Origin of the sequence: Mycobacterium sp. 852002-51152_SCH6134967 (assembly GCF_001667105.1) — a bacterium.
Classification (GTDB): domain Bacteria; phylum Actinomycetota; class Actinomycetes; order Mycobacteriales; family Mycobacteriaceae; genus Mycobacterium; species Mycobacterium neumannii_A.
Genome location: NZ_LZIK01000032.1, coordinates 40,155 through 58,865, shown reverse-complemented (window position 1 = coordinate 58,865; position 18,711 = coordinate 40,155). Strand labels below are relative to the sequence as shown.

Annotated in this window: 16 protein-coding genes; 5 read left to right on the top strand and 11 right to left on the bottom strand. The window is 66.8% G+C overall.

The window, feature by feature from the left end; translation table 11 throughout:
- The 7 genes from A5790_RS10605 to A5790_RS10575 all read right to left on the bottom strand — a co-directional run bounded on the left by A5790_RS10605 (position 1) and on the right by A5790_RS10575 (position 7,212).
- Entirely contained in the window at positions 1 to 1,305 is a 1,305-nt protein-coding gene (locus A5790_RS10605; RefSeq protein WP_066843350.1) for a cation:proton antiporter, read from the bottom strand.
- A 243-nt stretch (positions 1,306 to 1,548) separates the two neighbouring features.
- On the bottom strand, positions 1,549 to 2,682 hold the full coding sequence (locus A5790_RS10600) for an AI-2E family transporter (RefSeq protein WP_066843347.1): 1,134 nt from the start codon (positions 2,680 to 2,682) through the stop codon (positions 1,549 to 1,551).
- A 171-nt stretch (positions 2,683 to 2,853) separates the two neighbouring features.
- Positions 2,854 to 3,765: an alpha/beta hydrolase gene (locus A5790_RS10595; RefSeq protein ID WP_082961668.1), complete on the bottom strand. Its 912-nt coding sequence runs from the start codon at positions 3,763 to 3,765 to the stop codon at positions 2,854 to 2,856.
- Complete coding sequence (locus tag A5790_RS10590; protein WP_082961667.1) at positions 3,762 to 4,445, bottom strand: TetR/AcrR family transcriptional regulator; 684 nt, start codon at positions 4,443 to 4,445, stop codon at positions 3,762 to 3,764. The genes A5790_RS10595 and A5790_RS10590 overlap by 4 nt, the downstream gene beginning before the upstream one ends.
- The gene (locus A5790_RS10585; protein WP_066843403.1) at positions 4,435 to 5,805 is read right to left on the bottom strand and encodes an NAD(P)/FAD-dependent oxidoreductase; all 1,371 of its coding nucleotides are present in this window, start codon (positions 5,803 to 5,805) and stop codon (positions 4,435 to 4,437) included. The genes A5790_RS10590 and A5790_RS10585 overlap by 11 nt, the downstream gene beginning before the upstream one ends.
- 107 nt (positions 5,806 to 5,912) lie before the next feature.
- Positions 5,913 to 6,662, bottom strand: coding sequence for an SDR family oxidoreductase (locus tag A5790_RS10580; protein WP_066843344.1), 750 nt, complete (start codon positions 6,660 to 6,662; stop codon positions 5,913 to 5,915).
- A 112-nt stretch (positions 6,663 to 6,774) separates the two neighbouring features.
- Positions 6,775 to 7,212, bottom strand: coding sequence for a hypothetical protein (locus A5790_RS10575; protein WP_066843342.1), 438 nt, complete (start codon positions 7,210 to 7,212; stop codon positions 6,775 to 6,777).
- Positions 7,213 to 7,376: 164 nt separating this feature from the next.
- Here A5790_RS10575 and A5790_RS10570 point away from each other — a divergent pair, with 164 nt between their 5' ends.
- Positions 7,377 to 8,528, top strand: coding sequence for an MFS transporter (locus tag A5790_RS10570; protein WP_231987711.1), 1,152 nt, complete (start codon positions 7,377 to 7,379; stop codon positions 8,526 to 8,528).
- Positions 8,529 to 8,607: 79 nt separating this feature from the next.
- Here the strand turns inward: A5790_RS10570 and A5790_RS10565 are convergent, their stop codons facing one another.
- Together A5790_RS10565 and A5790_RS10560 are read right to left on the bottom strand one after the other, a co-directional pair.
- The gene (locus A5790_RS10565; RefSeq protein ID WP_066843338.1) at positions 8,608 to 9,096 is read right to left on the bottom strand and encodes an SRPBCC domain-containing protein; all 489 of its coding nucleotides are present in this window, start codon (positions 9,094 to 9,096) and stop codon (positions 8,608 to 8,610) included.
- Between the two features lie 2 nt (positions 9,097 to 9,098).
- Positions 9,099 to 9,428: a helix-turn-helix transcriptional regulator gene (locus tag A5790_RS10560; RefSeq protein ID WP_066843336.1), complete on the bottom strand. Its 330-nt coding sequence runs from the start codon at positions 9,426 to 9,428 to the stop codon at positions 9,099 to 9,101.
- A gap of 146 nt (positions 9,429 to 9,574) precedes the next feature.
- Here A5790_RS10560 and A5790_RS10555 point away from each other — a divergent pair, with 146 nt between their 5' ends.
- Entirely contained in the window at positions 9,575 to 10,714 is a 1,140-nt protein-coding gene (locus tag A5790_RS10555) for a MalY/PatB family protein (RefSeq protein WP_066843399.1), read from the top strand.
- Here the strand turns inward: A5790_RS10555 and A5790_RS10550 are convergent.
- The gene (locus tag A5790_RS10550; RefSeq protein WP_066843396.1) at positions 10,704 to 12,092 is read right to left on the bottom strand and encodes an oxygenase MpaB family protein; all 1,389 of its coding nucleotides are present in this window, start codon (positions 12,090 to 12,092) and stop codon (positions 10,704 to 10,706) included. The two genes, A5790_RS10555 and A5790_RS10550, sit on opposite strands and share 11 nt — an antisense overlap.
- Positions 12,093 to 12,338: 246 nt before the next feature.
- Here A5790_RS10550 and A5790_RS10545 point away from each other — a divergent pair, with 246 nt between their 5' ends.
- From A5790_RS10545 to A5790_RS10535, 3 genes are all read left to right on the top strand, one after another.
- On the top strand, positions 12,339 to 14,372 hold the full coding sequence (locus A5790_RS10545; RefSeq protein WP_066843334.1) for a toprim domain-containing protein: 2,034 nt from the start codon (positions 12,339 to 12,341) through the stop codon (positions 14,370 to 14,372).
- Between the two features lie 16 nt (positions 14,373 to 14,388).
- Positions 14,389 to 16,527 carry a DNA gyrase subunit A gene (locus A5790_RS10540; RefSeq protein ID WP_066843332.1) on the top strand — a complete coding sequence of 713 codons (2,139 nt, stop codon included), beginning with the start codon at positions 14,389 to 14,391 and terminating at the stop codon, positions 16,525 to 16,527.
- 127 nt (positions 16,528 to 16,654) lie between these two features.
- On the top strand, positions 16,655 to 17,425 hold the full coding sequence (locus A5790_RS10535) for a DUF1906 domain-containing protein (RefSeq protein ID WP_066843330.1): 771 nt from the start codon (positions 16,655 to 16,657) through the stop codon (positions 17,423 to 17,425).
- Positions 17,426 to 17,437: 12 nt separating this feature from the next.
- Here the strand turns inward: A5790_RS10535 and A5790_RS10530 are convergent, their stop codons facing one another.
- The gene (locus tag A5790_RS10530; protein ID WP_066843328.1) at positions 17,438 to 18,562 is read right to left on the bottom strand and encodes a glycoside hydrolase; all 1,125 of its coding nucleotides are present in this window, start codon (positions 18,560 to 18,562) and stop codon (positions 17,438 to 17,440) included.
- Positions 18,563 to 18,711 lie beyond the last annotated feature (149 nt).

The following is an 18,711-nucleotide window of genomic DNA, read 5'->3' as shown; positions in this document are numbered from 1 at the left end:
TTACCTTCCCTCGGTCGCCGGAACGGCAGACGTCGCATCGGCGAGGTCTGCTTCCGGCGGCGTGGTGTCCACCGGAGGCCGGTGTCGGCCGTAGACGAATTCGAAGATCGGGGCGGCCATCAACGTGGTGACGATGGCGACCAGCACCAGGATGGTGAACAGCGTCGGGGTGATGATGCCGGCCTCCAGACCGATGTTGAGAAGGATGAGCTCGATCAACCCGCGTGCGTTCATCAACGAACCGAGCGCGACCGATTCGCGCAGCGGCACCTTGCTCAGCCTGGCCGCCGCGGCGCACGCGACGCCCTTCCCCGCGATCGCCACGATGAGCACGCCGAGCGTCAGCGCCCAGAGTCCTGGCGTGTTCACCAACCCGATCTCGGTGTTGAGCCCGGAGTAGACGAAGAACAGCGGCAGCAGAAGCCTCGTGGTGAGTGGCTCGATGGTCTCGGTGAGGCGTCGGGCGAACAGACCCGTCGGCATAGCGACACCGATGATGAAAGCGCCGAAGATCGCGTGGATTCCGATGGTGTCGGTGAGCCAGGCGCCGCTCATCAAGGCGATCAGGACGGTGCTCAGCACCCATCCGGGAATCGTCCGCTGCTCTTCGGATTTCGCGCCGAGCACCCGCGCCGCTCGTCGCCCGAGGGTCAGCACCACCACGGTGTAGAGCAGTCCGCCCACGATCGCCGTGATGGCCGTCGTCGGGGTGCCGCGGTGCACGGCGACGACGACCGCCAGGATGCACCAGGAGATCGCGTCGGCGGTGGCTCCACACGCGAGCGCCAAAGTGCCGAGAGATGTTCCGGTGAGCTGCTTTTCGAAGATGATTCGGGCGAGCATGGGGAACGCGGTGATCGCGATGGCCGCGCCCATGAACATCATCGCCATGGCGGGACTGACGTCTTCGCCGAAGAATCCACCCGAGGACAGCAGCGGCACCGCGATGACCGCGCCCAACACCAGCGGAGCCAAGGTCCCTGCCGTGGAGACTGCGACGGCGGTGCGGGCGCGCTGTTTGACGTGCTCGACGTCGAAGTTCAGCCCCACGACGAACATGTAGAGCACGAGGCCGATCTGCGCGGCGGTGTAGAGCACGACGTTGGACGTGCCTGTTGGAAACAGGTCTTCCTGCACACCGGGCGCGATTCTGCCCAGCAGGGAGGGACCCAGGACGACCCCGGCGATCATCTCGCCGACGACCGGTGGCTGGCCCACGCGTTGGGCCAGCAGGCCGGCGAGGCGGCACGCCGCGAGGATGACCGCCAGCGCGAGAAAGAAGTGAACTGCCGTTGCCGCGGGCATGTCAGGTCCTACGTTCTGCAGTGCAGACCGTAGAGGTCCTATGGGGTTCGGAGCGCAGCGCTACGCGGGCGGGCTCCCCTAGTCCGTCTATGACTCACCTCATCGTTTCCGACCCGACGTGTGCACGTCTCGCCGGAGACGATGCATCTTCGATGCAGTGGTATTGACAGATTGAGCGGTCGCTAACCGTGGGAATTGTTTCCGATTGATGACGCGCGCTGATCGGTCGCCCGACCTGCGGTGTCAGGCGCCCGACTCGGCGCCGTTCGACTCGCCCTCGGCCCGCTCATCAATTTGCTCGTTGATGTAGCGAACGAGCACCGTGAGCATCGCGACCGTCGGTACAGCAAGGAAGGCGCCGACGATCCCGTACAGCGCGCCGCCCGCGGTCACCGCGAGCAGTACCACCGCCGCGTGTAGTTTCATCACGCGACTCTGCAGCAACGGCTGCAGCACATTTCCCTCGATCTGCTGTACGGCGATGATGACGGCGAGCACCAGCAGCGCATTGACGAACCCGTTGGCCACCAAGGCGATCAGCACCGCGAGCGCACCGGCGACGAAGGCGCCGATGAACGGAACGAACGCACCGATGAACGTCAGCACGGCCAGCGCAGGCGCAAGCGGGACACCGAGTACCACCAGGCCGGCGCCGATGAATACCGCGTCGATCAGAGCCACTCCCGTCTGCGCACGGATGAAGCCGCCGAGGTTGTCCCACATCCGGCCGAGCACCGTTTCCAGATGCTGGCCTGCGCGCCGCCCGGTCAGTCCGACAAGCCAGGGTGAGAACTTGCGGCCGTCCTTGAGGACGAAGAACGACAGCACGACGGTCAGCACCAGTGTCACCAGGACGCTGCCGACCGTGCTGACCCCGCTGACGACACCGGTCGCGATCGCCGAAGACCTTTCCCGCATCGCGTTGACCAGTGAGTCGGCGAAGCGGTCCAACTGCTCTTGTCGGAGGTTGAGCGGGGGTCCCGCGGTCCAGTCCTGCAGCCGAGTGATGCCCTCGGTCGCCTGGTCGATCAGCGCAGGCATCTGGTTCAGCAGTGGCGGGATGATCAGCGCGATGAGACCCGACGCGATGGCCAGGAACAGCAGCAGCGTCGTCAGCGCCGCGGCGGCAGGCGGCAGACCGGCGCGGTCCATCAGCACGCGCGCCGGCGGCCACAGGACCGTGCACAGGATGACGGCGAGTAGGGCCGGCAGGAAGATCACCCACAGCTGGGCCACTAACCATCCGAGCACCACCGCGCCCGCAGCGATCGCCACGATGACCCACGACCACTTCGCCATCCATAACGCGCCGCTGCCGATCAGGGCTCCACGATCCCGCTTGGGTGCTGCGCCGGGGCTGTGTCCGCTCACGAGCATCCCCTTCTCAGCGTCCACCTCAAGTCGACAGGACCGAGGTCGTCTACCCCGACCCGTTGTATCGAAACCGCACCGCTTCCACGCCGGGTCTCGCTGATCTGGCAGGTTGAGGAACTATCGCCCGGGGTGGTCGAATTCCACTCGGTCGGCACCCGCGCAGCGCGACGGGGTCTATCCGGCCGGTGCGAGGATGCGCCGGAGGAAGGCGACCTGATCGTTGACGACCCGCTCATGCCAACCCTCACCGGGATATACGTCGAAATGGTCGCAGGGGTAGTGATGAACCGTCGCGCGCATCCGTGTCGCAGCCGCGGTGGCCGCTGCAGGCGGGGCGGTACGGTCCTGATCACCGATCTGCACGAGGGCCGGGCAGGTGACTCGAGCGGCGCTCGCGATCGGTCGATGAGCACCGATGACCAACACCAATCGGGCGGCGAATTCATTGCGCCAGGTGGGTCCCGCGATGCGACGCATGCCTTCGAGGGACCCGTCGGCGCTCAGACCGGCCACCTCCCCCGGTGCACCCACCACCGGGATGAGCACCGGCGAGCGGCCACGCACCTTCGCCGTCACATCCCGTATGCCGTGGGCCATCACGCGCAGGACGTAGCGCGGCCCGAGTGTGCGCAGCATGTGTGCCACCACGGGTAGCCCGTCGGTGGCCGGCGTCAGCGAGATGATTCCTGCGAGGTGCGAGTCGTCGGCCGCAACCTTGATGACGTGCCCACCCGACAGCGACACACCCCAGGCCACGATCCGCGCCGGGTCCACATTCTCGAACCGCCGGGCGTGGTCGATTACCGCGTGATAGTCGGCGACCTGCCCAGACAGCGAGATCAATTGCCTTGGCTGTCCCGAGGATTCGGCGAAATGCCGGTAATCGAACGTGACGACTTCGGCGCCGGCACCGGCCAGCGCTTCGGCGAACGCGAACAGCCCGCAATCCTGGGTGGCGCCGAGACCGTGGGCCATGACGACGCAGGGGCGGCCCGCCGGGCCTGTCAGCGCGTCCGTCGTCGCGGCGAAGCGCCGCGCCGCGATGATGTCGCCGCCGCCAGGAATTTGAATCCGCGTGCCTGTCATTGCGCCGTTCCCTTCAACGACGCTGACCCCTTCAACGACGCTGTCCCCTTCAACGACGCCGTCCCTCGGAACAGCGCCGTGTGCCATACGTGAATGACCGCCGCGAGAAGCGGACCGGCGGCCTCCGGCCCGTCATCGGAGCGCACGTGACGGTCGAGGACCCGCTCGTTCATCGAGATCAGCGCGTGCGCAAGCGGTCCGGGATCTCCGACGTCGATGGCGGGCTGGGTGGTGATGAACTCGCAGACGAACTCCTCGTACCGCTGTAGCCACTGGTCCCAGATCGCCCGTGCCTCAGGGTCGGAGTCGCGGGCGTCGAGCATCGCCCGGAACAGGGTCCGGTGGGCGTGCCACGACTCGAACGTCCGCGTCATCGCGTCGGCCACCGACGCGCGCGGGTCGCCGCCGCCGGCCAGGAAACCGCCGATGGTGAAGACGTCGTCCTGGAAGATGTCGGTGAGCAGTTCGGTGACGACTTCGTGCTTACCGGCGAAGTAGAAGTAGAACGCAGGCCGCTTCAGACCCGCTGCCCGCGCCACCTCGGCGACGCTGATCTCGGCGAGCGACTGGGTCTGCAGTTGCTCCTCGAAAGCCTCGAGTAGCCGCAGTCGGCTTTCGTCCCCGCGCGGTTGCGGCCGGCGCGCGTTGCGGCGGGACGTCTGCGTCGACTCAGGCGGCACCGGCTGCCTCGCGTGCCCGGCCGGCCAGCTGGACCGGACCGAACTTCTCGACGCGGCGCCTACCTGCCGGCAGCTCACGCTTGCGCATGTCGCGTTCGTAATCCCAGTAGTCCACCTGCTGGGTGTGTCGCGGTTTGTCGGCGAAGTGACCGACGTACTTGCGTTCGTCGGCGGCGATGACGCGCCACATCTCGGCTTCGGACGGCGGCCGGTACGTACCGGCGAGATACGCGGCGGCCAACCGGGCCTGGCACTCCACGAAGGGGAACAGCGTGGGCACCGCCTGGGCGAAGCCGAGGAAGAGCAGGTCGTCGATCCCCGGTTTGAGGATCCGCTTGTAGAGCGGGAGGCGGTTGTCGGGAGCCTCGATGAAATTTCGGTCGAAGAACGGGAACGTGATGTTGTACCCCGTCGCGTAGATGATCACGTCGGCTTCCACGGTCGAACCGTCGACGAACACCACCGTGCGTCCGTCCAGGCGTTCGATATTCGGTTTCGCGGTCGCGTCACCGGAGCCCAACCGCATGAGCAGTTCGGCGGATTGGGTGGGGTGCGCCTCGAGGAAACGATGGTTGGGTTTGGGCAGCCCGTAGTTCTCGGGATCGCCGAACATGAACCGCGCGAACGGCTGCATCGCTCGCCGCTGCCACGACAGCGGGATCACCGGCAGCGAGCGCGCGACCCTGTCGGCGGTCTTCCCGAAGATGTACTTGGGCACGATCCACGCACCCGAGCGGGTGGAGAGATAAACCGTGTTGCGCCAAGACTTCTGGGAGAGCTCGGAGACCAGGTCGGCCGCCGAGTTGCCGATGCCGACGACGACGATGCGCTTGCCGCGCAGATCGAGCGGTTCGGTGGGGTCGATGTAGTGGTGGGCGTGGATGCTCTCGCCGGTGAACTCGCCGGGGAAGTCGGGGGTGCGCGGATCCCAGTGATGCCCGTTCGCGACCACCAGCGCGTCGTACCGTCGCGTATGCCCGTCCGCGGTGTCGAGTTCCCAACCGCCGTGGGGCAAACGCCGCGCGTGCTTGACCTCGTTCTGGAACTGAATGCGGTCCAGCAGGCCGAAGGTTTCGGCGTAGTCGTCCAGGTACTCCTTGATCTGGGAGTGATGCGGGAAGTCGGGGAGGTCGTCGCGCATCGGGAAGTCGCGGAACGACAGGCATTCACGTGAGGTGTCGATGTGCAGCGATCGGTACGCGCTGGAGTGGCCGTTCGGATTGCGGAACGCCCAGTTCCCGCCGATCCGGTCGGACGACTCGAAGCAGTCGTACTCGACACCGGCGTCCGCGAGGTTTTTACCCGTGGTCAAACCGCTGATGCCTGCGCCGATGATCGCCGTCGTGGGTGATGAAGACATGTTGCCTACCGTTGTCGTGAACTCCGTCACCGGCAACAGTACCAATTTTCTGACAGCTGTCAAAGAATGTGCGGGCCTCGCCGCGCCTAGCCGTGCGACCGCCCTGCCTAGACGGTGAAGCCCCCGTCGACGTTCCAGTTCGCGCCGGTCACGAACCCGGACTCGGGGCCCGCCAGAAAGCTCACGACGGCAGCGACATCGCCGACGTGTCCGTAGCGGCCTTGTGCCGTCACCTTCTTCAAGCGCTCGGGAAAGTCACCGCTGTTGTCGGGATTCGCATCGGTGTCGATCGGGCCCGGTTGGACGTTGTTGACGGTGATGCCGCGCGGGCCGAGCTCACGGGCCAATCCACGGGTGAAGGACGACACCGCGCCCTTGGTCATGGCGTAGACCGAAAGCCCCGGTCCCGGAACCCGGTCGGCGTTGATACTGCCGATGTTGATGATCCGCGCGTCCTCCCTTAGGTACTTCACCGCTGTGCGGACCGCCCAGAACATTCCGCCGATGTTGGTCGCGACCAGACGGTCGAATTGCTCGGCCGGGAAGTCGTCGATCGACGCCAGGTGGGCGACGCCGGCGTTGTTCACCAGCACGTCCAAACCGCCGAGATCGGCCACGCTCTGGTCGACCGCGGCGGCAACTTGAGCGGGATCGGCGGCGTCGGCATGGATGGCCACGGCCCGCCCGCCGCGGTCGGCGACTTGGGCCACGAGCTTTTCGGCATCCGTCGCCGATGCCGAGTACGTGAAAGCGACCTCGGCGCCGTCGGATGCCAAACGACGCACGATTTCCGCGCCGATCCCGCGTGAACCGCCGGTGACAAGCGCTCGCCGTCCGGCCAAGGGTGTGGTGCTCATGTCTTCTACCTCTCCGGGGAGTTGCGAACTCAGTACGTTTGACGTCAAGTCCCGGAGGGCGTGCCTCATTCCCGGTACAGGGAGCCGCGAAGAGTGCCAGCGTTTCGGTCGGCTAGGTGGTAATCCGCATCTCGGCATCCGGGTGCGAGCTGAGCGTGACGATGATCGTGCCGCTACCCGTCGCGAACGTGGCGTTCGCATATCCGATGAAGCCGTAGTGCCCGTCGATGGTCGAAACGGCTGTGATGTCGCTGCTTCCCGAGGCGCCGGTGTCGAGGTTCACCCAATCGGCCGTGACGGTGAGAGAACAGGAGCCGTCGTAGGTGCCGGCGTCGTAGCTGATCGCCACGCGGACCCCGTTCTCGACGCGATCGCCGAACTGGACCGGGGTTACCTGGGCTTCGGCGCTGACGCTGCCGCCGCATGTCGGCGAGGCCACCGCGGGAACACGGTCGAGTTGGGCGAATGGCTCAGCATGGGCCGTCGCCGCCCCCAACCAGAATGCAGCCAGCACGATGGCGACTGCGCCGGCGGCACGAAGCGAGCTCATGATCGTGTCATCGGCGATCGCGACGACGGCGTTAGCGGTTTTTCCATTCGTGACCGGTTTTCGAGAAGTTGGGGCGTCGATTCGCCCATGATTGAACCCTGAAAAGCCAACCGGTCCTATCCGTCGATTCGATCAGCACGTTGCGGCGCTGGTCGATGCTTGTCATGGCCCTCACGGCGACGTTGTGCGCCAATGTCTTTATCAACGGTGCGGCGTTCCTGATCCCGGAGTTGCACCTCGACGACGAGCTCCACCTTGCACAGGCCGGTCTGCTGTCCGCGATGCCCAGCTTCGGGGTGGCGACGACGATGTACGCGTGGGGCCACGTGGTGGACCGAGTCGGTGAGCGGACCGTGCTCACAGCAGGTTTGGCACTTACCGCCGCGGCGGCGTTCGCAGCGGCAGCAGTCGATTCTCTGGTGGCGACGGGGGCGTTTCTACTTCTGGGCGGGATGGCCGCGGCGAGCAACAGTGCCGCCAGCGGCAGACTCGTGGTGGGTTGGTTTCCGCCGAACCGGCGCGGCTTGGCGATGGGGATTCGCCATACGGCATCCCCGCTGGGCGTAGGGCTGGGGGCGCTGGTCATCCCCCAGCTCGCCCAGCACCACGGCGTCGCCGCGGCGCTGTTGTTCCCCGCGGTCTTGTGCGCGGCGTCGGCGGTGATCAGCGCGATCGGCGTGGTGGACCCGCCGAGGCCACCGCGGTCGGAGGCGCCGACCGAGCATCTGGCCAATCCCTATCGAGGTTCGACGGTGCTGTTGCGGATCCACGCCGTCTCGATGCTGTTGGTGGTGCCGCAGAGCGTGGTGTGGACATTCACCCTGGTCTGGTTGATGGCCGACCGCGGGTGGTCGGCCGCGTCGGCGGGGGTCGTGGTGACCGTCGCGCAACTGCTCGGTGCGGTCGGCCGGGTCGCTGCCGGGCACTGGTCGGACCGCCTCGGTGCGCGGCTGCGCCCGATCCAGATCATCAGTGTCGCCGCCGCGCTCGCCATGTTGGTGTTGGCGGTGACCGATCAGCTGGGCTCTCCGCTGAGCGTCGCCGTCATCGTGATCGCGTCGATGATCACCGTGACCGACAACGGGTTGGCCTACACGGCGATCGCCGAATTCGCGGGACCGTTCTGGAGTGGGCGCGCGCTCGGCGTCCAGTACACCGGTCAGATGGTGACGATGGGTGCTACGCCGCCGGTGTTCGGCGCGCTGATCGCTCCCGTCGGTTATCCGGTGGCCTTTGCCGCGTCGGCCATCTTCCCGCTCGTCGCGCCGCTTCTGGTTCCTGTCCATGCGGACCCGGAGATCGCCGACCGCGGTTGACCCACGGGATCGCCGCGAACGACACGATGCCGGAACCCCTGCGACACAGGCGGTTCTGGCACCGTGACCGTATCCGGTGTCAGCTCGCGAGCAGTTCGTCGATCTGGTTGATCGCCTGCGCCGTGCCCTCTTCGACGCCCATCTCGAGCACCTTCTGCAGGCCTTCGGCCGACTCGTATGTGCTGACGTAGGTCGCCCTGGTTGAGCCGTCCCCGATCGCCTCGAAGGTGTAGACACTGTGCGCGACCGGCATATCGGTTGCCGGCTTGAGGTCGTCATCGGCGAACCCGTCTTCGAAACTGAAGCTGCGCGGCTCGTCGACGGCCGTGACCTTCCAGTACCCGCCGTACTTCTCGCCTTCGGGTCCAGTCATGTAGTAGGTGACCGTGCCGCCTGGCGTGAGCGCATGCTCGACCACGGTGGCGGGGTAACCCGGTGGGCCCCAGACCTTCTCGAGTCGCCGAGGGTCGACGTAGATCTGCCAGACTCGCTCGACGGGGGCCGCGAACTCCGCGGTGATCGTCAGCGTACGGTTTTCGATGTTCTTGCTGATGTTGGTGACAGGCATGGTTATTCCTCGCTGAGTAGGTCGTCAATGCGAGCGATGCGACCGCGCCAGACGTCCTCGAGCTCAGTGAGCATCGAGGCGACTGACCGCACCGCCTCCACATCACCACTCGCCAGTTGCTCTCGCCCCTGGCGACGCTTGGAGATCAGGCCTGCCTTCTCCAGCACGGCGACGTGCTTCTGCACCGCGGCGAAGCTCATGTCGTACTGCGCCGCGAGCGCCGTGACCGAATGCTCCCCGGCCAGCACCCGACGAAGAATGTCTCGCCGAGTCCGGTCGGCCAGGGCGTGGAAGAACGCGTCCGCTCTGTCCTCGTCCTGATCGGTCACCATCAGAATATACAACCGATTGGTTGTATGTTGTCAACCGTGTTAGCGCCAATGCCCGGCGCGCGCCGCGGTCGGCGACGTTGCGACAAGATGGGGTGGTGAATCCGCTGGAGCAGTTGACCGTCGAGCAACTGCAACAGCGGACCAGCATGAAGTGGCGGGCGCATCCTGCAGATGTGTTGCCACTATGGGTCGCGGAGATGGACGTGCCCTTGGCCGACCCCATCGCCGACGCGCTGAATACGGCAATCGCGCTGGGGGACACCGGGTATCCGAGCGGAGCGGGGGCGTATGCCGAGGCCTTGTCCGGGTTTGCGGCGCGTCGTTGGGGCTGGGACGGACTGGCGGTGCAGCGCACCGCGCTCGTCCCAGACGTGATGCTGGGCATCGTCGAGGTCCTCAAGTTGATCACCAAGCCCGGCGACGTCGTGGTCGTCAACGCGCCCGTCTATCCGCCGTTCTACGCCTTCGTCACACACGCCGGCCGCCGCGTCGTCGAGGCGCGCCTCGGTATGGACGGTCGTATCGACCTGGAGTCGTTGGATGCGGCGTTCGGCACGGCCGCCACGGTGAGCGATCGGGCGGTCTACCTGTTGTGCAGTCCCCACAATCCGACCGGCGCCGTGCACTCGGCCGATGAGCTCGCACGCATCGCGACGCTCTCCCGCGATCGTGGCGTGCGCGTTGTTTCCGATGAGATTCATGCGCCATTGGTGTTGGCCGGAGCGGACTTTACGCCGTATCTGAGCGTCCCGGGCGCCGAGGACGCCTTCGCTGTCACGTCGGCCTCCAAAGCGTGGAACCTCGCCGGCCTCAAGGCGGCGGTGGTGGTTGCCGGCCCGGACGCGGCGGCAGACCTCGACCGGATGCCCGAGGAAGTCAGCCACGGCCCCAGCCACCTCGGCGTAATGGCACACACGGTGGCGTTCAACGAGGGAGAGGCGTGGCTCGATGCGCTGCTGGACGGCCTGTCGGCGAACCGCGACCTGCTCGGCCGACTGATCGCCGAACACCTGCCCCTCGTCGACCACATCCGTCCGCAAGGCACCTATCTGGCCTGGCTCGATTGCCGTCGACTCGGCCTGGGCGAGCCCGGTGGCGGCGATGGTCCGGGCGTCGTCTCCGAACTGGCAGGGCCGGCGCGGGCGTTTCTCGATCAGGCACGGGTGGCGCTCAGTTCGGGGCATGTCTTCGGCTCCGGCGGCGCCGGTCACGTGCGGTTGAACTTCGCCACCTCGCAAGCCGTCCTCGCCGAGGCGGTCAAGCGGATGGGCGCGCTCAGCCGGTAAACCCCTCGCCCTTCGTCGATAGGTCGTGGCTCGTGAAGGTCAGCGGGATCTGCCGTCCGCGGGCGATCTTGTTCAGCATCGCGATCCGCTCGCGCGCGGCCGCGCCGGTCTTCTTTCTCTGCTCGCGGATCGGGTTGGACCACGGCAGCTTGTCGGCCACCATCGCGATACGGACGTTGAGTTTGGCGATCTCGGTGAAGATCCGGACTCGGCGTTCGTAGTTGTACCCCAGCGGCTCGAAGAAACTGCCGGCCACCATCGCCTCGATCTGCTGGTAGCCGAACACCGCGCCCGCCGGGACGAGCGCGAGGGTCGCGGTGAGCTGGTTGGCGTGGCGAGCCACCAACTTCTTGACGAGGCCGGGAAGGGCGTCGGTCAGGGTCGTCAGGTGCGCGGGACCCGCGATCGCGTCGACGAGTTCAGCGCGCCACGGCGACGGGTTGCCGCCTCTGGCCAGCACGTAGTTCAACGACTTGATCAGCTCCAGACCCGTTGGGGAGTAGAGCCGTTCGGGCGCGCCCCACAGCCGCCCCGAGTACGACGAGTACTCGGCGAGGTCCTCGAGTTCCTGGCTGGTCAGCTTGCGTCCGAACGCATGGTCGACGAGCCGTCCGAGCAACATGCCGCTGCCGAATCCCAGCAGCGACGTCACCGGAATGGGCTCACCGAACTTGAGATAGACGTCGTCGCCCCACTTGCGGCGCAAGCCGCGACTGGCCAGCCCGTGCATCAACCGCACCCGGATCACATCCTGGAACGCCTCCGAGTGCCGGTCGAAGATGTCGGGCAGCGTGAACTCCGCGAACACCCGGGCCGTCTCGATGAAGCGCCGCGGGCCGTCGTCGGCGAACCGCCCTGTGGCGCCGGTGGATGCCGAGATGTCGCCGGTCATCGCGGTCTCGTAGAACGCCCACCCCTGGATGATCATGGTGGCGGTCTTGGTGGCCGACATCGCCAGCATGCGGCCGCGTTCGGCGGCCTCGAGGTCGAACTGGCTTGGCAGCTGATCGAGGTGCTCGAAGAACTCGACGAACTCCCGGGGCGGATCCTCCAGTGAGTCGATGCCCTGAGTCAGCGCCTGTTCGTACAGCGCGCGGCCCTTCTCGTAGCCGAGGCACTCGAACGCGTCGACCACGCCGATGATGTGCTCGTCGCCTTGCCAGAAATAGTCATCGCGTAGCCGCGTGAGCTCGTTGGGCTCGACCTCTTTGTCGATGTCGATCCACTGACCGAACATGAACTCGCGCATCTGCCGCCACTGGGCGGCGAAATGGTCGCGGCCCGGCGGGATGGGGCGCAAGGGCCGATCCGGGTGATCGCGCCGGTTGAATTCGACGTCGTCGAGCCGGATCTCTTGCCGCTCGCCAGTCACAGTCATGTAGCCGAATCCGATCTCATAAGCACAGGACACTGACTTCGACGTTATCGCACGACCTCGAAATATGTGAATCGCGATTCCGCGCTCACAGTCTCCGACACGCAGCGGTAGGCGTGCGTCTGGCGGAGTTCATCACGTTGTGTCGACACCGTGATCACCGCACGCTCTCCGGTTCCGCGGAGACGTCGGTGGCCCCGTCTACGATTCCTGCGGCACCCTTCTCGGCATCGACACAAAGGACCTGCAGTGAGTTACACCGCCGCCGACATCACCGAACTCGATGATGTCCAGCACACACGCCTGCGGCCGGCGGTGAACCTGGGGCTCGACGTGCTCAACACCGCGTTGCGTGAGTTGATCGACAACGCCATCGAGGAAGTCGCCGATCTTGGCAACGGTGGATCCACCGTGAGGATCACCCTGCACGCGGACGGATCGGTCAGCGTCGCCGACGACGGCCGCGGCCTGCCGGTCGACACCGATCCGGCGACAGGAAAGAACGGCATCGTCAAGACGCTCGGCACCGCGCGGGCCGGCGGGAAGTTCTCCGCGCACACCGATGCTGCGAGCACCGGGGCCGGTCTGAACGGAATCGGCGCCGCCGCAGCGGTATTCATCTCCGCGCGGACCGACGTGACGGTGCATCGGGGCGGCAAGACCTACGTGCAGAGCTTCGGGCGCGGTTACCCGGGGACGTTCGAGGGCAAGGAGTTCGACCCCGAAGCCCCGTTCACCCGGGCCGACACCCAGAAACTGCGCGGCACCGGAAACCGCAAGCCCGCCATGCAGGGCACCACCGTTCGCATCCTGTTCGACCGCGCGGTGGTCCCCGACACCAGCGTCGATGTCGGCGAAGTGCTGCTGCGGGCCCATGCCGCGGCCCGGATGTCCCCCGGTGTGCACCTGGTCGTGGTCGACGAAGGCTGGCCCGGCGATGACGTGCCCGAGGCGTTTCTCGAACCGTTCAGCGGCCCTTGGGGTACCGACACGCTGCTCGATCTCATGTGCACCGCCGCGGGCACTCCCGCGCCCGACGTCCGCGCCGCGGTCGAGGGTCGCGGCGAGTACACCACCGGTCGCGGACCGACGCCGTTCCGCTGGTCGCTGACCGCGGGCCCGGCCGAACCGGCGACGGTGGCCGCGTTCTGCAACACCGTGCGGACCCCCGGCGGCGGGTCGCATCTGACGGCCGCGATGAAGGGCCTGTCCGAAGCGCTCGCCGATCGTGCGTCGCGGATGCGGGATCTGGGCTTGGCCAAAGGCGAAGACGGCCCCGAACCACAGGATTTCGCCGCTGTCACCGCACTGGCCGTGGACACTCGCGCGCCGGATGTCGCTTGGGACTCGCAGGCCAAGACCGCGGTGTCGTCGCGGTCGCTGAACGTGGCGATGGCCCCGGACGTCGCGCGCAGCGTCACGGTGTGGGCGGCCAACCCGGCCAACGGCGATGCGGTGACCCTGTGGACCAAGCTGGCGCTGGAGTCCGCGCGAGCGCGGCGTAGCGCGGAAGGTGCGAAGGCACGATCACGCGCGGCTTCGAAGGCCAAGGGGCTGGGCACCAACCTGTCGCTGCCACCCAAGCTGCTTCCCAGTCGCGAGACCGGCCGCGGGTCGGGCGCCGAGCTGTTCCTGTGCGAAGGCGATTCGGCGCTGGGCACCATCAAGGCCGCCCGCGACGCCACCTTCCAGGCGGCGTTCCCGCTGAAAGGCAAGCCGCCCAACGTGTATGGGTTCGCGCTGAGCAAGGCGCGGTCCAAAGACGAATTCGACTCCATCGAGCGCATCCTGGGCTGCGGTGTGCGGGACAACTGCGACCCGGAACTGTGCCGCTACGACCGGATTCTGTTCGCCTCCGACGCCGACCCCGACGGCGGCAACATCAACTCCAGCCTGATCTCGATGTTCCTCGACTTCTACCGTCCACTGGTCGAGGCCGGGATGGTCTACGTGACGCTGCCGCCGTTGTTCGTGGTCAAAACCGCCAGCGAGCGCATTTACTGCCAGGACGAATCCGAGCGCGATGCGGCCGTGGCCAAGCTGAAGGCCGCTTCGAAGGGCCGCGTCGAGGTGCAGCGCAACAAGGGGCTGGGCGAGATGGACGCCGACGACTTCTGGAACACCGTCCTGGATCCCCAGCGGCGCACCGTGATTCGCGTCCACCCCGACGACGGTGAGAAGAAATTGCACCACACGTTGTTCGGTGGGCCGCCCGAGGGCCGGCGCACGTGGATGGCCGAGATCGCCGCCCGCGTCGACACCAATTCCCTGGACCTCGACTAGAACTTAGGCAGATACCGTGACCGCCACCCTGGACATACCCGAGCAGAACCCGGACCTGGTCGTCGACCAGAGCGCCGACGACTACTGGAATCTCTATCAGCTGACCTTCGCGCTCTACAGCGTCAGCGACCGTGCGATCCCGTCGGCCTACGACGGTCTCAAGCCGGGTCAGCGTCGTCTGCTCTACCAGATGCACGAGTCGAAACTGCAGCCCGGCAACAAGCCTCAGAAGTCGTCGAAGATCTGCTCCGCGGTCACAGGCAACCTCCACCCGCATGGCGGCACTTCGATGTACGGCGCTGCAGCGCTGATGGCCGCCGAGTTCCAGCGCGTGAAAGTCATTGACGGACAGGGTGCTTTCCCCCGTATCCAGGGCGACATTCCCGCCGCCGACCGCTACACCGAGATGCGGTTGTCGGCACCAGGTGCCGCGCTGACCGCCGAACTCGACAGCCACGCAGTGCCCATGGTGTCGACGTTCGACGGCGAGTGGATCGAGCCGACGGTGCTGCCGGCCCAGTGGCCGGTGTTGTTGTGCAACGGGGCCGTCGGTATCGCCGAGGGCTGGGCCACCAAGGTGCCTGCCCACAACCCGCGCGAGATCATGGCCGCTTGCCGGGCGCTGCTGAAAACGCCGAACATGACCGACGACCGGCTGGCCAAGTTGATCCCGGGCCCAGACTGGGGCTGCGGGGCGTCTGTGGTCGGGACCGCGGGCCTGCGTGAGTACATCACCACCGGGCGGGGCCAGTTCACCGTGCGGGGCACGCTCTCGGTCGACGGGAAGAACGTCCTCATCACCGAACTGCCGCCTGGCGTGGCGAGCAACACGGTGCAGGAACGGATTCGGGCCCTGGTCGAGTCCGGGGAGCTCGCTGGTGTGGCGGACATGTCCGATCTGACCGACCGCCGCAACGGGCTGCGCATCGTCGTCACCGCCAAACGCGGCCACAGCGCCGAACAGATCCGCGATCAGCTGCTGGCCCTGACACCGCTGGAGTCGACCTTCGCCGCAAGCCTCGTCGCCCTCGATGAGAACCGCGTCCCGCGGTGGTGGTCGGTGCGCGAGTTGATCAAAGCGTTTCTCTCGCTGCGTGATTCGGTGGTTTTGCACCGCAGTGAGTACCGGCTGGAGAAGGTCACGGCGCGACGTCATCTAGTGGCGGGTCTGATGACCATTCACCTTGACATCGACGCCGCCGTGGCGGTGATCCGTGGCTCCGAGACCGTCGACGAAGCCCGCCAAGGGCTGCAGGACCGGTTCAAGATCGATGCCGTTCAAGCCGACTATGTGCTGGCACTGCAGTTGCGCCGCCTGACCAAACTCGACGTCATCGAGCTGCGGGCCGAGGCCGAGAAGCTGGACACGGAGTTCGCCGAACTCACTGAGCTGGTGTCGAATCCGGATGCGCGTCGGAAGGTCATCGACAAGGAACTGGTGGAGACGGCGAAGCTGTTCAAAGGCCCGGAGTTCGATCGTCGCACCGTCTTGGACTTCGAGGCCGCGCCAGTCACCTCCAACGGCGGTGACGACGGGCCCCGTGAGCGCAAGGTCAATACCGCGTGGCGGCTCGACGACCGCGGCGTGTTCTCCGACAGCCACGGCGAGTTGCTCACCTCCGGGCTGGGTTGGGCAGTGTGGACCGACGGCCGGGTGAAGTTCACCGCCGGTGGCGGTCTGCCGTACAAGATTCGCGACATCCCCGTCGCGCCGGACATCACCGGGCTGGTGCGCTCCGGTGTGCTGCCGGACGGCTACCACCTGGCGTTGGTGACCCGACGCGGAAAAGTTCTGCGCATCGACCCGGCGGCGGTCAATCCTCAAGGCGTTGCCGGCAACGGCGTGGCCGGGGTGAAGTTGGCGGGTGACGACGACGAGGTCATCGCCGCACTGCCCGTCTCGTGCGCCAACGGCGAGGCCATCCTGTCGCTGGCCGAAAAGAGTTGGAAAGTCACCGAAGTCGCCGATATTCCGGTGAAGGGCCGCGGCGGCGCCGGCGTCGGGTTCCACCCGTTCGTCAAGGGCGAGAGCGCGCTGCTTGCGGCGTCGATCTCGGCGACCGGGTTCGTGCGTGGAAAGAGGGCGGTCCGACCCGAGAATCGGGCCAAGGCGTCGATCAAGGGCTCGGGATTGGATGTGACGCCGGCCGGATAGTCCGGAAGGGCGGCGACGGTGAGGTGGGCTGCGGCGACACTGCGTTTTGGGCAACGAGGCGAACACAAAACGATTTCGCTCGGCGTGGTAAGGCTGTTCACGCCAGTCACTTTGGTAACTTCGCGCCGTGCAGGTATCCCGGCGTGACGCACTGCGCTACGCCGCCACGGTGTCGGCACTGGCGGGGCTCGGTGCGGCATCAGCCGTTACGCACACGCCGAGGGCCGAGGCCGCCCGCCCAACGCTGATCGACTATGCGATGCGCCAGATTCCGGCGCAGGACATCCGGGCCGCCGGCCACTCCGGCGTCATCAACTACGTCTCGACGTCACGGCCCGGCTCCTCGTTCGGCGCCAAGCCGATCACCCTGCCTTACGCCAAGACGCTGGCCGCGGCCGGTTTGGTGATCGTCAGCAACTACCAGTACGGCAAACCGGGCGGGACCGCGCCATCGGACTTCACCCGCGGGTACGCCGGTGGCGTCGCCGACGCGAAAACCGGTTGGCACCTGCACACCGCCGCCGGTGGCGGACGCACCGCGCCGATCTTCTTCAGCGTCGACGACGACATCGACCGCCAGACCTGGAACGACCTGGCGCTGCCGTGGTTCCGCGGCATCAACTCGGTCATCGGCGTGCAGCGCACCGGCATCTACGCCGGTATCCGACCGTGCCAGTGGGCCGCCGCCGACGGTGTCATCGGCAGATCGGGCTCGGCCGGCCACGTCTGGGCCTGGCAGACCCGGTCCTGGTCCAACGGACAGCTTTACCCCGCTGCGGTTCTCTACCAGCGCATCATCGACACCGCCTCGAACCCCGGACCGGTGGTCGGCGGTATCCGCGTCGACGTCAACGATGTGCTGGCCCAGGACTGCGGGCAGTGGAACCTGCACCCGTGACCGCCTCGGCGGTCAGCGGCGTGGTGTCGTGGTGACGTGCACGTGGTCGTAGTGGCCGTAGCCTGAGCCCGCCGGACCGCTCGGCGTGTAATAAGTGCCGCGCCAGATAACGTCCTGTAACCCGAATCGGCTCGAGTTGCTCAGCATGAAGTCGCGGATCGCGTCGCCCAGCGCGATGCCCTCGGCGCTCTCGGGATTGGGGATCATGATGTCGATCGCCAGGCCGCTCGGATGCCACGGCTTGGAGTCGGGCCGCACGCCGTCGATGTCGGCGATCTGAGGGAATTTCGCGCTGATGGCCCGGGCGGCGAGCACGGTGTTGACCTGTAGGCCCGCCTCGTTCGCGACGCCGGCGGGCAACGCCTCCGGGACGTCGACGCGGGCGGCCGCCAGAGCTTGAGCAGGGTCCACGGGCGGCTGGCCGGGCAACGCGAGGATCGCCGGGTCTGGCGGGGCGGGCGCAGCGGGCGGCGGAGGCGGTGGTGCTGCTGGCGGGACGGCGTTGTCGACGACCGCTTGCTGTTGCGGTGTCAACGCCGCGTACTGCGCCTCCGCAGCCGCGATCTTGCGCAGCAAATCATTCCATTTGGCCTGCAGGTCCGCGCGCACCGCGGCGGCCTGCTCGGCCGCAGCGCGGGCGTCGGCGGCCGACTTCTCGGACGCCTGCGCGGCCGACCCCGCGCGGTCACGCTTTGCGTGGTACGTCTTCATTTGCTCAGCGGTCGTGGCGCCGACCACCCGCTGCAGCGACAGCTTGTCGAGCAACTGCTGCGGCGAAGACGCGGTCAGCAGCGCCGCCGCCTGACCGTTGCGGCCACTCATGTAGTCCATCGCCGCAATGCGGTCGACCGCTGCCTGGTAAGGCGCAAGCTCGGCGTTGACGGCGGCAAGGGCCTCGAGGTCGGCGCGGTGGCGCTCGTCGGCAGCCTTCTGAGCGGCCTCTTTGGTGTCGACATCGCGCTGCGCCGCCGTGACGGCCTCGCGAGTCTGCAGCGCCTGAGCGGACAACTCGTTGAGCTTGGCCAGCGCGTCGTCCGCCGGGTCCGCATTGACGGCGCCGATCGAGGCGACCAGCACGAGAACTGCGGTTGCAGCACCGCACACCGTTCGTCGGAGTGAGTGGCGCATGCCGGTCACGCGGATTGTCACGATCCTTTTATTGCAGGGACCAACACTTGGTCCGGCCACGTGTGTCTCGGACAGGTTAAGAACTGGCGTCGACAATGTCTACTCGTCCGTCAGTGTGAGCCCTTCCTCCCGCCGGCTTCCGACTCGCGACTAGGTTT